General features: G+C 58.7%; 8 protein-coding genes. 3 read left to right on the forward strand and 5 right to left on the reverse strand.

Features of this window, described 5'->3' with window-relative positions; genetic code table 11:
* Positions 1 to 409: 409 nt before the first annotated feature.
* From Enr13x_RS24410 to Enr13x_RS24425, 3 genes are all read right to left on the reverse strand, one after another.
* Complete coding sequence (locus Enr13x_RS24410) at positions 410 to 1,834, reverse strand: sigma-54-dependent transcriptional regulator (protein ID WP_145389441.1); 1,425 nt, start codon at positions 1,832 to 1,834, stop codon at positions 410 to 412.
* Positions 1,819 to 3,303, reverse strand: a complete 1,485-nt coding sequence (locus Enr13x_RS24415) for a sensor histidine kinase (RefSeq protein ID WP_145389442.1) — start codon at positions 3,301 to 3,303, stop codon at positions 1,819 to 1,821. The genes Enr13x_RS24410 and Enr13x_RS24415 overlap by 16 nt, the downstream gene beginning before the upstream one ends.
* Before the next feature lie 792 nt (positions 3,304 to 4,095).
* Positions 4,096 to 5,568, reverse strand: a complete 1,473-nt coding sequence (locus Enr13x_RS24425; RefSeq protein WP_231743755.1) for a TolC family protein — start codon at positions 5,566 to 5,568, stop codon at positions 4,096 to 4,098.
* A gap of 372 nt (positions 5,569 to 5,940) precedes the next feature.
* Here Enr13x_RS24425 and Enr13x_RS24430 point away from each other — a divergent pair, with 372 nt between their 5' ends.
* Positions 5,941 to 6,660 carry a type 1 glutamine amidotransferase gene (locus Enr13x_RS24430; protein ID WP_145389444.1) on the forward strand — a complete coding sequence of 240 codons (720 nt, stop codon included), beginning with the start codon at positions 5,941 to 5,943 and terminating at the stop codon, positions 6,658 to 6,660.
* Positions 6,661 to 6,736: 76 nt separating this feature from the next.
* Here Enr13x_RS24430 and Enr13x_RS24435 read toward each other — a convergent pair whose 3' ends face one another.
* Positions 6,737 to 10,198: an amidohydrolase family protein gene (locus Enr13x_RS24435; protein ID WP_145389445.1), complete on the reverse strand. Its 3,462-nt coding sequence runs from the start codon at positions 10,196 to 10,198 to the stop codon at positions 6,737 to 6,739.
* A 377-nt stretch (positions 10,199 to 10,575) separates the two neighbouring features.
* Between Enr13x_RS24435 and Enr13x_RS24440 the strand changes: the two genes are divergently transcribed.
* Together Enr13x_RS24440 and Enr13x_RS24445 are read left to right on the forward strand one after the other, a co-directional pair.
* On the forward strand, positions 10,576 to 11,481 hold the full coding sequence (locus Enr13x_RS24440) for a DUF1571 domain-containing protein (RefSeq protein ID WP_145389446.1): 906 nt from the start codon (positions 10,576 to 10,578) through the stop codon (positions 11,479 to 11,481).
* 241 nt (positions 11,482 to 11,722) lie between these two features.
* Positions 11,723 to 13,543, forward strand: coding sequence for an arylsulfatase (locus Enr13x_RS24445; RefSeq protein ID WP_231743756.1), 1,821 nt, complete (start codon positions 11,723 to 11,725; stop codon positions 13,541 to 13,543).
* Positions 13,544 to 13,833: 290 nt separating this feature from the next.
* Here the strand turns inward: Enr13x_RS24445 and Enr13x_RS24450 are convergent, their stop codons facing one another.
* Positions 13,834 to 14,760 (reverse strand): RNA polymerase sigma factor, encoded by a 927-nt coding sequence (locus tag Enr13x_RS24450; protein WP_145389447.1) that lies wholly within the window; start codon positions 14,758 to 14,760, stop codon positions 13,834 to 13,836.
* Positions 14,761 to 14,766: the final 6 nt, after the last annotated feature.

The following is a 14,766-nucleotide window of genomic DNA, read 5'->3' on the forward strand; positions in this document are numbered from 1 at the left end:
GCGGGAGTAGGGCTCTGTTATTCTCTCAAACGGGGTCAACGCCGTGAGGCGAGCCACCAATGTCATTTTCAAGCAAACTCCCGGGACCAGGCTGAGAAGCGGGCACGAAGCACCACGTAGAGAACGGCCTCCACGACCCGCCGCGTATCCGACATGATAATCCTCACACCCAGTTCCTCGGAATCATTTGGTCACTTGTGGCCTGCGGCGGCTGAGGAGCAACCCGCCAAGGAACAACCTGGTCTGCGATGCTCCGAAGGTGCTTCGTGCCCTCCGCCGGCCCCCGTGTCGGCGGAGGGTCGTTTGAACCGAGCGTTTGTCCTCGCTCTCCCCATTCGGACATCGCAGCAATGCCTCGAAAAACCTGGGTCCTAAGCGATTAGCCACTAAAATCCACGAAGAACCCACGTCAGGAGAATTGTTTGATGTCGATGCCCAGCGATTTGATCTTGCTGCGCAGCGTCACGCGGGAGATGCCCAGGATCGTCGCGGCCTTCAGTTGGTTGCCCGTGGTGTGGTCCAGCACTTGCGTGATCAGTTGCCGTTCGGCGATCGCGATCGCTTCGGCGTACAGGTTGTCACTCCCCGCTTCTAAACGTTCGGCGACAAACTGCTCGGACAGAAAACTCGACTTGTCGGACTGCGAGTCCGCGTGCGGGCTAACGGCGCTGAGCGGCGGCAGGAAGTCGGGCAGCAAGATGTTGCCCCGTGCCGTCAACAGCGACTGTTTCATGACGCTTTCGAGTTCTCGAACATTGCCGGGCCAGTGATATTGATCCAGGATTTCAAGCGTCTCGGGGGCGATCGTGCGAATGTCTTTGCCGAATTCGTTGCTGTAGCGGCGCAGAAAATACTCGGCCAATACCTTTAAGTCGTCTTCACGCTCGCGCAACGGGGGCAGATGGATGGTCACCACGCTGAGCCGGAAATAAAGGTCCGAGCGAAACAGGCCTTCGGTGACCAGCTTTTTGAGATCATGGTTCGTCGCCGCGATGATCCGCGCGTCGACTTTGATCGGTGTGTTGCCGCCGACACGTTCGAACGTCTGGTCTTGCAGCACACGCAACAGTTTGGCTTGCGTCATCGGCGACATGTCACCGACTTCGTCTAAGAACAAGGTGCCGCGGTCGGCCTGTTCCAGTTTACCGATCCGCTGGCGATGGGCGTCGGTGAACGCTCCTTTCTCGTGGCCAAAGATCTCGCTTTCCAACAGCGCGTCGGGAATCGCCGCGCAATTGATGGCTTGGAACGGTCCGCTGGATCGGGCGCTGTGGTGATAGATCGCTTGGGCGACGACTTCTTTCCCGGTTCCACTTTCGCCCAACAGCAGGACGGTCAAGTTTTGCGATGCGACACGCCCGATCGCCTTGTAAACTTCTTTCATCGCGTGACAACGACCGACGATCGCGTCGGCAACCGATTCATCCATCGGGGCGTCTTCGTCGGCCAACACCGGTTGGACCCGCACCATGCGGCTGAGGTTAAACGCCTTTTCCAATAGCGCACGCATCTCATCGAGCTCCAACGGCTTGAACAGATAGTCGTACGCTCCCAACTTGGTCGCTTCGATCGCGGATTCGACGGTGCCGTGACCGGTGATAAAGATGAAGGGGATGCGGGGGTCGATCTCGCGCAGCCGCTTGAACAATTCCAATCCGTTGGTGTCGGGAAGGCTGAGGTCCAAGACCACGACGTCGGGTTTGGCCTGGACGAACAGCGCTTCCCCGTCGGCTCCGTTTTTTGCGGTCATGACCGAGGTCGTTTCGGTCGTGAAGGCGCGCTCAAACGCCTTCAAAATGGAGGCTTCGTCATCGATGACTAACAGGCTTTGCATGATTTCTCGCTCGTCGGCGCGTCGCCGGAACCGCTGTCCGCTGCGCCGGGATCTCGGTCGGATGCGCCGCCGGTTGGATTGGCGATCGGCAGCGTCAGTCGAAACTGTGCCCCCCGCGGGATTCGGTTGGAACCGACCAAGCTGCCGTGATGTGTTTGGGCGATCCGGCGACAGATGCCCAGCCCCAGACCGACGCCATTGGGTTTGCTGGTCGCAAAGGGCGTAAAGAGTTTGTCCAAGATCGTCTCGCTGATTCCTTCCCCGCTGTCCACAACGGTGACCTGGACCTGTGAATCATCCAACGTGACCGCGATCGACAACTCTCCTCCATCGGGCATCGCATCGAGAGAATTGAGTGTCAGGTTCAAGAGCAATTGTTGAATCTGTGCGACGTCGCCGTCGATGGCGATCGGGGCATCGGGGCAATCCAGAGTCAGGCTGACGTTTTGCGTGCCGCAGCGTCCTTCGATCAATTGAACCGTGCGGCCGATGGCGTCTTGAATCGGAAACGTCTTCGATTCACCTTGTTCGGGGCGGGCATAGTCGAGCAGACTGTTGACCGAGCGTTCCATCCGCCGAATCTCTTGCTCGACCAATTCCAAATCGTCGGTCGGCAACCCCTCGTCGGCGAACTTGCTGCGATTGACTTGGATCAACATTTTGATCGACGTCAGCGGATTGCGGATTTCGTGTGCGACGCCCGTAGCCAGTTGAGCAAGCGTGGCCATCTGTTGTGCACGCAACGCTTCGGTTTCCCGCGCCATCAGCAATCGTTCCCGTTCGGCCCGCTCAAACTCGGTCAAATCACGAATGATCGCGATTCTTAGTTGCCCGGTTTCGGAGGGGTATTCGCTGACGGAGACCTGGACCGGAAACGACGTTCCGTCCTGCCGATCGACGTTGATCCGAAACTCACAGGGAAGCGTCTGGAACGAGTCGGGGAAGTCCGGCATCCGCGATTGCGTCGTGTTTCCGACCCAATCTGCGGCGTCGACGCCCAACAGTTCCGAACTGGCGCGATTGCATGACGCGACCCGCCCCTGACGATCAAACGTGATGATCCCCTCGCTGGCGTTGGCCACGATCGTTTCAGAACGTTGATGCTCCTGGATCGCGATTCGCCGCAAGGGGCCGATGATGACCCACCACAACACGGGCGCGCAAACCATCGTCAGCAACACCGCATCGAGCACCGCCGTCCCCGATTCGCCGAGAAACTCGGGCATCACGTGGGGCAATAGAAACATCACGCCGACTTCGGCGGTGAAGACCAGCATCAAAACGATCCCCAGAATTCGCGTCGGTGAACGCAGGATCGATGACAAGGCGGACACGCGGTTGGACATGCGAAACCACTGACGAAGGCTGGGAATTCGAGGCACCCGCGTGACAGGACGCCAGCCACCCTCCGGCTCGCGTGCCTGAATCGGGCAGGTGGAGAGTTCCCATTCTATCAGTGATTTCGGCATCGAACATCTCTGGCACTCGCGGTGATCACCATCCCATCGACCTCTCGACGGGTTTGCAACCGATGTGCCAAACCGCTCCCCCGCGACTCCCTCGGTACAACACCCGCGATTCCCGCCAATGCCCGCCGTTTCTCACCGGAATTTCAATCCGATGACGTCGCTGGCCGGTCTCCATGGATAGAAACTGTCCATCGTGTGATCAACTCTTGCCTTCCACGCGATCTTTCAATTCAACATGCCGACGCGGAGACGGGTAGAACGATGGAGGTAAGGCATGGTCGAGCGGGGAAGGGGACAAGGAGACAAGGAGACAAGGAGAGGGGGAGAGCGAGCGATCGGAGCAAGACCTGCGAAGCCCCAGCTGCCACTCCATTATTCTGCCACTCCATTATTCTGCCACTCCATTATTCTGCCACTCCATTATTCTGCCACTCCATTATTCTGCCACTCCATTATTCTGCCACTCCATCATTCTGCCACTCCATCATTCTGCCACTCCATCATTCTGCCACTCCATCATTCTGCCACTCCACTCCATCATTCTGCCACTCCATCATTCTGCCACTCCATCATTCTGCCACTCCATCATTCTGCCACTCCATCATTCTGCCACTCCATCATTCTGCCACTCCATCATTCTGCCACTCCATCATTCTGCCACTCCATCATTCTGCCACTCCATCATTCTGCCACTCCATCATTCTGCCACTCCATCATTCTGCCACTCCATCATTCTGCCACTCCATCGTTTTGCCCCCATCGTTTTGCCTTTCGACTCCGCCCCCATCTGCGTCACTGTCCGCCGAAGGATGCGCCTCGGATTCCGTCGCCGTCGGTATAGTCGGCCGGTGCGTCCAACCCGCCGGTCAACAACAGCCCTTCGACTTGGGCGTCGGCCTGTGCCAGTCGGCCTTGGGCGGTAATCAATCGGATCGCCGATTCGAAATAGCTGCGGCGAACGACCAAGACTTGCAAGAACTCCAGTTCGCCGGCGCGGTAGGCTTCTTCACTCAGGTCCAAGCTCTTTTGCGTCTGGGGGATGATCTCTTGTTCGTACTTCGTGACCGCTGCCAATGATGAATCAAAGGCTTGCGCGGTGCGTGCCAGGCGAGACTTGATCGCTTGTTCGATACGTTTGACATCTTCGAGGGCCCGCGTGTAGTCGGCGTAGGCTGCGGAGATGTTGCCCGCGTTTTTGTTCCAGACGGGAAGGGGCGCGTCGAATTGCAGATTGATCATTCCCGAGTCGGTGGCGTTGTCATAGCCGGCACCGAATTGAGCGGTCAGGTTGGGGATCATCTGAACGCGTTGTCGTTTCAGCAGCGCGTACTTTTCACACACCAGCGCGTTGGCGGCGGACAGTTCGGGACTCTCGGCCAGAATCTGGCTGTAGGCGGCTTCCCAATCGCGTGAGGATTGCGGTGTCGCCGGAACGTCGACCAGTCGCGCGGGGGCGGTTTCGCCCAGTCCGGCGACGGCGGCCAGATCCTGCCACGCCCCCCGATACTCGATTTCCGCCTGTTCGGCGGCGAGCATGATTTCACTGAGCAGGGTCTGGGCCTGCAAGACTTCGATCAGATTGCCTTCTTCGGCCTCCTGACGCTCCGTCGCGACCTGAACGCCGCGCCGGGCAACGGTTTCAAAACTGCGAGTCGCGTCGGCTCGTCGCTGCGCCGCAACCGCCTCGAAAAAGCGGACGCGAACATCCGTCAAGACGCGATGCCGTTGGGTCTGCATCTCCCAACGTTGGGCCGACATCGTGTGCCCCAAGACTTCTCGATTGAGTTCCAACTTGTTGCCACGAACGAACTCCTGTTCCACAAACACGCCGTGCTGGTCGGTATTCTCATCGGCGAGCTGTTGCCCGAAATAGCCCAGTGTCGGGTTCGGGCGCGTCCCCACTTGGCTCCGCAAACCGGCAGCCTTGCTGGCCGTCGCGCCGGCGGCGATGATCGCGGGGTTATTGCCGAGCGCGAGCTGTTCGAGTTGTTCGAGCGAGTAGACGGGTTCGCCAACCGTTTGCGGCCCGTCGGTCGTGACCAGATCGCTGAACGATTCCAATCGCGATTCAGCCGCCTGGATATCGACCGGCTGCAATGCGATTCGTTCCAATTGATCGGCAAAACTGATCGCGTCCTCGTCGCCATCTTCCGCGTAGGCGACCGTGTCGACCCTACCGGCCGATTCACTCGCGGACGTGGAGCGTCCACGCGTTGTCTCGCCGGACTCGATACCGGTGAACCCAGCGCGCTCCGGCGGGGTCACAGACGATGGATTAGTTGACGAAATTGCTGGCGGGTCGGGACGCGAACCGACTTGTGCGCAACCGACCAGGGACAACAAGCAACAGGCCGATAGCGACATCTTGCGACGTCTGATGGCATCCGTGCACACCGCGAGACTCCAAAATGAGAAACGATCAACAGGCCTCCCTGCCAAGCTGATCCACAGCACATCCGATCGACGTGCAATACGGTTTTCCTATCGGAACGATTGTCGCGATGCTTTGCCTTGTACCGGACCTGAGCCTCGAAAGCACGGCACGCCTACCGGCGAATCACTGCAACCGGTATAGATTGACATGGTGTGATAAACTTTCGCCGGAACAGTGATCTAACGCAGAAGAGAATGCGATCGATGGACAGATTTCTATTGCTGCAAATCCGCAATGCGGACGACCTGATGCGTGATCAAGAAATCGGGTGTTTTGCCAGGGCGTTGAACTGTGACCGGGCGCAGATCGGGGTTCATGATTTGTTGGCCGGACCGCCAACGATTCAAGAACTCGATGCCGTCGACGTTGTTCTGCTGGGGGGCAGCGGTGACTACTCGGTCGCCGAGGGTGGAGACTGGCTGCCACCGGCGTTGCTGGCGATGTGGGAGTTGTATGAACTGGGCAAACCCACCTTTGCGTCCTGCTGGGGATTCCAGGCGATGGCCAAGGCGCTCGGCGGTGAAGTCGTGACCGACGCTTCACGCGCCGAACTGGGCTCCATCGAAGTTCAATTGACCCAGGCCGGTCGTGACGATCCACTGTTCGGCCCGTTGGGGGACCGCTTCCTTGCCCCGATGGGACACCAGGATTGCGTCGTCCAATTGCCCCCACAAGCCGTCTTGTTGGCGGAAAGTGAAACGAACCAAAACCAGGCGTTTCGCGTCAAGGATCGGCCGATCTATGGGACCCAATTTCATCCCGAACTGGACCGCCTCGCCTTCATCCAACGGATCCACGCCTATCCGGCCTACGTCAAATCGATCACCGGAGAATCGCTGGAAGCGTTCGAGGCGAGCGTGCAAGACACGCCCGCGACCGACCAATTGCTCGGCCGGTTCATGCAGTTGCTGCGCGACGCGTAGGGCATGCTGTGCATGCCGATTGTCTGCGTGAAGCGTAGGGCATGCTGTGCATGCCGGTTGTCACGCACAGCGTGACCTACCTCCCGCGATGGCAACTGCAACCGACCGCATCGGATGCCGTCGCCAACACCCCCGCACCTGCGTTGCCTTCCCAATAGAATTCTGCCCGGGGCGCATTGTCTCCGATGCGATTCATCCGATCGGCTTCGAACAGGTTGCCGTTGGCGATCACGAATTGGATCTTTTCCGAATCGCGAATCTGCTTGGTCGGGTCGGCGCCCCGGCGAATCACGATCAGGTCCGCCAACTTGCCCGCTTCGATCGATCCCAGATCGTCATCCAGCCCCAAATACTTCGCTCCATTGATCGTTCCACAGCGGAGTGCCTGCATGGGAGTCATTCCTCCCTGCACGAAACTCCACATTTCCCAGTGCGTGCAGATTCCCGGAAGTTGCCCATGACCGCCGGTTTGAACCAGCCCGCCTTGCTCGACCACTTGTCTGGCGATCTCCGCGACCTTGATGTGGTTGTAATCTTCCAGCGGTGATTTTTCGCGGCGCCGGGCGCGGGGGTTCAAGATGTGGGGTGGGATGAAGGTTTTTAAACGCGTGTGCAACCACAGGTCGTCGATTTCATACCAATAACGCTCGCCGGAAAGACCTCCGTAGGCGACGTTCAACGTCGGTGTGTATCCCACGCCGGTGCCACGCCATAGATCCATGACATCGTCATAAGCCGTTTGCACCGGCAGGGTGTGTTCGATCCCGGTGTGTCCATCGACGATCATGGTCATGTTGTGCATGAACGTGGAACCGCCTTCGGGGACGACCAACATGTCCAGCTTTCGAGCCGCCGCCAAGACTTGCTGCCGTTGATCCCGTCGCGGTTGGTTGTAGCTTTTGACGCTGAACGCACCGACGGCCTGCATGCGTTTGAGATGGAACTCGGCGTCGGCCAGGGATTCGATTTCGGCTTTGTAGGAACCGGTTGCACCGTACAGAATCTTGCCGGTCGAAAAGGTCCGCGGGGCATGGATCACGCCCGCCTTGGTCATTTCGCTGGCCGCGAAAATACTGTGCGTGTCATTGCTGGGGTCATGGATCGTGGTGACACCAAACGCCAGACGGGCGTAATCAATCCAATTCTGTTGAGGCGTGATTCCAGCGGTGGCTTGGGCCCCGTGGGCATGCGTGTCAATCAACCCGGGCAGCACGATTTGTCCCTTGAGATTCGTTTTGATCGCATCGTCCGGCAGTTCGACTTGATCGCGGTTTCCTACGGCAACGATCCGATTTCCCCGGATCAGGACGACGCCGTCTTCGATCACTCCGGCCGGCCCCATCGTCACGATCCGTCCGCCGACCAGTACCCGTGTTGCATCGGGTTGGGCGTGAGGATGGGTGAATCCGATGTGGAGGTTCTGCACGACCGGCACAGACGATTCGCCTGCTTCGGTCGCCTCGGGATCGGTCTCCGCATCTTCCTGCTCCGCATCTTCCTGCTCCGCATCTTCCCGCTCTGGATCCGCCTGCTCCGGTTCAGCACCATCGGTTGCCAACTTGCCCCTCGCCCGGGAAACGTCACAGGTGAACAGTTCCGGTCCGAGGGACCAGTGCAATGCCGAACCGTCACCGGAGAAATGGACAAAGTCGCCGGCTTGTTCGCTGACCTGGGCGATCGGCAACCCTTTCCCGCCGGGACCGACTTTGATCGCCGACGGGGCGTGAACGAAGGGAGTGACATAGACATGGAACCGCTCGATCAGCGCCAGCGACTTGCCGTCCGGCGAGACCTGCAACTCGGTCGCCCAATCACTGGTGTAGTGATCGCGGGCGTGTTGGCCGGAAAGGTCGACCGAGTACAGGGTGACGTTGTCCGATTCTTTCCCACCGCCGCGGCGGGTCAAGAAGATCCGATCGCCCGAAGCGGCAAACTGCGGATCGCTCCCCGATTCGGTGATCCGTTCTGCTCCCCCGTCGCGCCAATGGATTTGGTAGACCCCTTGTTCGCGTGACCAAAGCGGTGACCGCAAATGGCCGCCGCCGCGACGTTCAAACACCACCCGTTTCCCATCGGGTGAAAACGTCGGGTTGGTGTAGTGTCCCGGTTGCTCGGTCACGATCCAGTTTTCGTCGGCCGCCGGATCGGTCGATGCGATTCGGATCGTCCCGAGATCACGATCATTCCAAGTGGTGTAAACGATGTAGTGTCCGTCACGGGAGAAACACGGTGCAAATTCAAAGTGTTGAGTTTGATTCGTCAAACGAACCGGGTCACCGTCGGGTAGGGCTTTGGTGTAGATGTATCCCAGTGCTTGATAGGCGACCCGGTCACCGGTCGGCGACACAGCGACGTCACGCAACATCTTGACGTCAAACTCGTCCTCCGCGACCGGCGTCTTGTGGCGGACGACGGTTTTGACGGTTCGCTTGTCTCGGATGCGAAAGGGGATGATTTCGGAATCGCCGCTTTCAAGATCGATCCGGCGAATCTTCCCTTTCGCCCAGATCACGATGGATCGACCGTCGGGGGCGAAATCAAACGCGCTATAGACGCCGTGGATCGCCCACGATTCTTGCATGTCACGTTCCAGGTTGTCATCGACCAGTCGAATCTCGCCCGACTGCAGATCGAACAAATGCAATCCGGTCTTCGCCCCGACACGGCGAACAAATGCCAGTGTTTTGCCGTCCGGCGACGGCGTCGGGCGGCAGGCTCCGCCGGGTCCGCGGATCAGGGTTTCGGTCTCGCCTTCGACCAGATCCAATCGCTTGAACGCGTAGATGCCTTGGTGCGAATTCTTGTCGTACTCAAAGGTGTCGCCCGGCGTCACGTCTTGGCTGTAATACAGGTAGCGTCCGTCGGGAGAAAAAACCTGTTCGTTGACATCTTTTTGGTCGTTGGGGCGCTTGGTCAGCTGCACGCCCGCGGTCGCCCCGCTGGCCACGGCATCGCGGTGGTACATCCAAAACTCGCCGGCACCGAGCGAACGTCGGCTGGTGAAGTGTTTGCGACCGACCAGGTACTGACCGTCGGGCGACCAGACTGGATTGCAAATCAACCGATACGTTTCGCTGGTCACCTGGGTCGGCGAAGATCCATCGAGATTGATGATCCACAGGTTGTCGCCGGCTTTCTTGTTGTTTCCGGTCCGGTCACTGGTCATCGCGATCTGGCTGCCGTCCGGGCTAAAGCGTGGCTGCATTTCCCAAGCGACCGTATTGGTCAAGTTTTTTGGAAATTGCTTGCCCGTCGCTTCGGTTCCGTCGGCTCCCGTGATCGGCATCAGGTACAGGTCGCCGAGCAGATCGAAGACAATTTGGCCGCCGTCGGGACTGACATCCAGGTTCATCCAAGTTCCGGTGTCGCAGTCGATCGACTGTTGGCGACTCGGGGCGGGGTAGTTCTCAACGGCCCATTCTTGCGACGTGTCCAGGTCGGCGGCGACGCTGGGGACCGCGGCGACGACAAACAATAACGTGAGCAAGGAGGCGAGCAGAATCTTAAAGCGGGACGGCATGGTGCAATGAAAGTTCATGGATCGGTTGGCAGGACGCGAACGGGTGCTTCGGACGCACGATAGTGTAGCCACAGGTCGGTCGTCTTGAAGGATCACCCGTCGCAATGGCTCGCTGTTGCACTTCTCGATGCGATACGGGCACGCCAGTTGCATAGGGGACGAGCCGAAGGGTGCGATCATCGCCCGAGTGATCTCGGCACGTCGTTTCCTTTTCCGTTTCCTTCCCCCCCAAGCGTTTCCGATCCCGATTCGCCTAGCATTCGTAGAACATCTGGAGGCTGCGTGGTTGACGCGAAATCAACCAGCTTGGCCGATCAACTGCAGTCAACTTGCTTGTGGCGTGGAAATGCGAATCGAGACCTGCAACGCAAATTGAACAACTGGAGCCATGAATCATGAAACCGTCTCCCTCCGCGCATTGGTTGCCCGCGGTCGCACTGTTGGCACTGACGACCACCCCGCCGGCTGCCGAAGACACGCCGCCGCAACCGTCAACCCGTTTGGTTCGCTCCAACACCGTCAGTTCCAACCCGCAGCGTGTCGGGATCGAAAAGGCCACCGCTCGCCCAACCGATTCGCTGAACCCGCTACGTGCAATCTTGATTCAGGGACAAGAAAGCTTGGAACGCTGTCGTCGCGACATCCAAGATTACACCTGCACGCTGATCGCCCAGGAACGGATCGACGGACGACTTCAAAGTGTCAAGTGCTGCCAAGCCAAAGTCAAACATCACGATGATCCGGGCGCGGACGGCAATGGCTCGATCAGCATCTATCTCAAGTACGAAGCACCCAAATCAATCAAGGGCCGAGAGGTGCTTTGGATCGACGGTCAAAACGACGGCAAAATGCTTGTCCGCAAAGGCGGATCTCGGCTGGCGTTCATCACCGCACTGATTGAACCGACCAGCGAGATGGCGACGCAAAACAGTCGGTACACGATCCACGATTTCGGAATCCAGCGTCTGGTCGAACGGATGATCGAGTTCGGGAGCGTCGAATTGGCCGGCGGCGAATGCCAGACCAACGTGGTCGAGGATGTCGACGTCGATGGACGCCGCTGCAAACTCTTTGAAGTCATCCACCCCGAGCGGCGCGACGATTTGCCGTTTCATTGTGCCAAAGTCTACATCGACAAAGAACTGCATTTGCCGACTCGGTTTGAAGCGTACGACTGGCCCAGCGAAGACGATGGTCAGCCCGTCTTGATCGAACGCTATGCCTACTGTGATCTACAGCTGAACGTCGGTTTGACACCGAAAGACTTCGACAAGAACAGCGCCGAATATCAATTCCGGTAGCCCAATCGCGAACCCAAACTCCGACATTTGACTTCGCCGATCAGACCAAGGAGACTATCCAGCCCCAAATCTCCCCCCCACGGACGCAGCCTGGAACAGACACCAGCGTCGCTCAGCCGCATGCCCCAGTCAGGCAACGCTGTGAAGCATTTTTTAGCGGCAGGGCGCGCGTCCTCCGGTGTTGTGGCAGAGATGAAGAACCGGAGGGCTCGCGCCCTGCCGCTAAAACCTCAAGAAACACATGAAAAAAATGCTTCACAGCGTTGCCAGTCAGGAATCCAACATGACACAGATGTTTGGCAGGTTGACGCGATCGGTCGCCAGGCGGTTGCACAACCGATCCATGGCCGTTGCAAGCCTGGTCGGGATCGCACTGCTCACCTCCATCCTTGGTGTGGGGCGTCTGCCTGCCCAATCGGCCGATCGTCCGAACATCATCTACATCATGTCCGATGACATGGGCTATTCGGATATCGGGTGTTACGGCAGCGAGATCGAGACGCCGAACTTGAACGCGCTCGCCGAACACGGGCTGCGTTATACCCAGTTCTACAACACCGCCCGCTGCTGCCCGACGCGGGCGAGTCTGCTGACCGGATTGTATCCGCACCAAGCCGGTATCGGCCACATGATGAATGATCGCGGCCACGACGGATACCGCGGCGATCTGAATCGCAACTGCGTCACACTGGCCGAAGCCCTCAAGCCGGCCGGCTACCGGACCTACCTGTCCGGAAAGTGGCACGTCACCAAAATGATCCGGCCGGAAAACGAAGCCGACAAACACAACTGGCCGCGGCAGCGCGGGTTCGACCGCTTTTACGGCACCATCCACGGCGCCGGAAGCTTCTTTGATCCAAACACCTTGACCCGTGACAACCAATACATCTCGCCCGCCGCCGATCCCGAATACGGTCCGGACGATCAAACCAACGGCACGTTTTACTACACCGACGCGATCGCCGATCACGCCGTTCGCTTTATCAACGAACATCATTTCGAAACCGGCGATCAACCCTTTTTCATGTACGTCAGTTTCACCGCCGCCCACTGGCCGATGCATGCGTTGGAAAAAGACATCGCAAAGTACAAGGGGAAATACGATGCCGGGTACGACGCGATCCGCACGGCGCGTTACCAAAAGATGATCGACCTGGGCGTGATCGATCCGAATGCGACGACGAAGTTTCCGATCCCTGAAAGGGCCAAAGAAACCGAATACTGGGAGTGGGACAAACGCAACATGGAAGTCTACGCCGCGATGATCGACAACATGGACCAGGGCATCGGGCGGATCCTCAACGCGCTCCGCGATACCGGCGAGTTTGAAAACACGCTGATTTGTTTCTTCCAAGACAACGGCGGCTGCGCCGAAAGCTATGGCCGGGGCGGCAACGGCAACGAACGCAGTCAAACGGCGTCCCTGCCCGCGTTGCCCGACGACTATCTGCAACCCGACATGCAACCCAAACAAACGCGTGACGGATTCCCGGTCCGCGCGGGCAAGGGGGTGATGGCGGGACCGGCCGACACCTACATCGGTTACGGACGCGCCTGGGCGACCGTCTCCAACACGCCGTTTCGAGAATACAAACACTGGACCCACGAAGGCGGCATCTCGACGCCGCTGATTGTTCACTGGCCGGCAAAGCTCACCCGTCACGGCGAACTGGAACACACGCCCGGGCATCTGGTCGATCTGATGGCGACCGCCGTTGACGTTGCCGGCGCAGAGTATCCGACCGTTTTCCACGGCGGTCAAAAAATCAAGCCGATGGAAGGCAAGAGCTTGGTGCCGACGTTTGACGGAAAACCGGTCGAACGCGAAGCGATCTACTGGGAACACGAAGGCAATCGTGCGATTCGAGTCGGTGATTACAAATTGGTCGCCAAGGGCGTGAAGGGAAACTGGGAACTGTACAACATCGCCGCCGACCGCAGCGAGCAACACAATCTGGCCGACGAACAACCCCAGCGAGTGGCAAAGCTGGCCGCCATGTGGCAGGCTTACGCCGAGCGGGCCGATGTCTTGCCTCTGAACCCGAGAAGAAACAAACGGTGACCGGAATCGTTTGGGCATACGTGTTGGTTTGCAGGCTTTAGAGACCGTCCAGCTTAAGGCGATCGATATTCTGATGTACGATGGCCCTTCCGGGCTGTCGCCCGTGGGGCTCTGCGCGACGACCTAGAAAGGACGTCGTACACCGCTCCGCCGACCACCTATCCCCCATTCGGTCAGACCCTTCCGATTTGTCGCGTTTCGCGCTAGCCCTAAGCTGGACGGTCTCTTTAACCGTCAACGGTTGCTGAATCCCTTATTACTTTTTCCCGTTTCAATCCGTGGTGACGGTGTTATTCAGGTTGGGGAATCTGATCATCTGGCCCCACCGACGCACTGAAAAAGCCGATGGTGGATTGCACCAATCGGTCGCGGGCAGCCTGGTGATCCTCCGCCGCCGTCTGCGGATTGAGTTCGTCCAGGTTGGCGCGGCAAAAAGAGCACCCCAGGGTTCGGACGTGAAACTCGATGTAGTCTGCCCACGGCGGTGGCAGAATCCCGAGCGTGAATTTGCCCAACGTACTTCGCTTGGGACAACTGGGACGCTGCGATTCCCAGACGCGACTCAATAGGTCACTGGCCAATGTCATGTCGTTTCCCCAGTCCCCCAAGGGCTCCGCCGATCGGCTCAAGTCGTCGCGCAGTCGTCCGATCAAACGTCGTTTGACCACGGCGATTTCGTTTTCGCTGCAGTCCATCACCGCGGCCAACTGTCGGTTGCGTCGCCGTGCGAAGAACAATCCTTCGGCGATTTGCAACTCTTTGAATCGCTCGCCCGATTGAAGGAATTGAGCGAGGCGACGCACCGCGCCGGCGAGCGCCCGGGTCGCTCGTTCGTCTTGCTCGTCGCGACGGACGTACCAGCTGACGCCGGGTTCGGTGGAGACCGCGTCGGCGACGACGTCACTTGCATCGGACCCGATGAAGTCACAAACGGGAACCTCACGATGGATGCCACTGCGACGGTAATGGTCGATGATGCGATAACGCAGAATCTGAAACAGAAACGATTCCAGTTCACCCTCAGCTCGATAATGTTCTCGCGACGACAAGAACGAAACAAACGTTTCTTGAACCAAATCTTCGGCGGTCGCCACGGTTCCCACACGCTTGACCGCAAAAGCGATCAAGCGACGCTGGAAACGATCCACGAACTGTCGCCACCCCTCTTGATCCCCCGCCCGGACCAATTCCAGGAGATGTTCGTCGACTTCGTTCATTGAATG

This window comes from Stieleria neptunia (genome assembly GCF_007754155.1).
Classification (GTDB): Bacteria; Planctomycetota; Planctomycetia; order Pirellulales; family Pirellulaceae; genus Stieleria; species Stieleria neptunia.

Bases quoted from the DNA above. Each gene is read 5' to 3' on its own strand.
- Enr13x_RS24450 (WP_145389447.1), bottom strand. From the start codon at position 14,760: ATGAACGAAGTCGACGAACATCTCCTGGAATTGGTCCGGGCGGGGGAT.
- Enr13x_RS24415 (WP_145389442.1), bottom strand. From the start codon at position 3,303: ATGCCGAAATCACTGATAGAATGGGAACTCTCCACCTGCCCGATTCAG.
- Enr13x_RS24410 (WP_145389441.1), bottom strand. From the start codon at position 1,834: ATGCAAAGCCTGTTAGTCATCGATGACGAAGCCTCCATTTTGAAGGCG.
- Enr13x_RS24440 (WP_145389446.1), top strand. From the start codon at position 10,576: ATGAAACCGTCTCCCTCCGCGCATTGGTTGCCCGCGGTCGCACTGTTG.
- Enr13x_RS24445 (WP_231743756.1), top strand. From the start codon at position 11,723: ATGAAAAAAATGCTTCACAGCGTTGCCAGTCAGGAATCCAACATGACA.
- Enr13x_RS24430 (WP_145389444.1), top strand. From the start codon at position 5,941: ATGGACAGATTTCTATTGCTGCAAATCCGCAATGCGGACGACCTGATG.
- Enr13x_RS24435 (WP_145389445.1), bottom strand. From the start codon at position 10,198: ATGAACTTTCATTGCACCATGCCGTCCCGCTTTAAGATTCTGCTCGCC.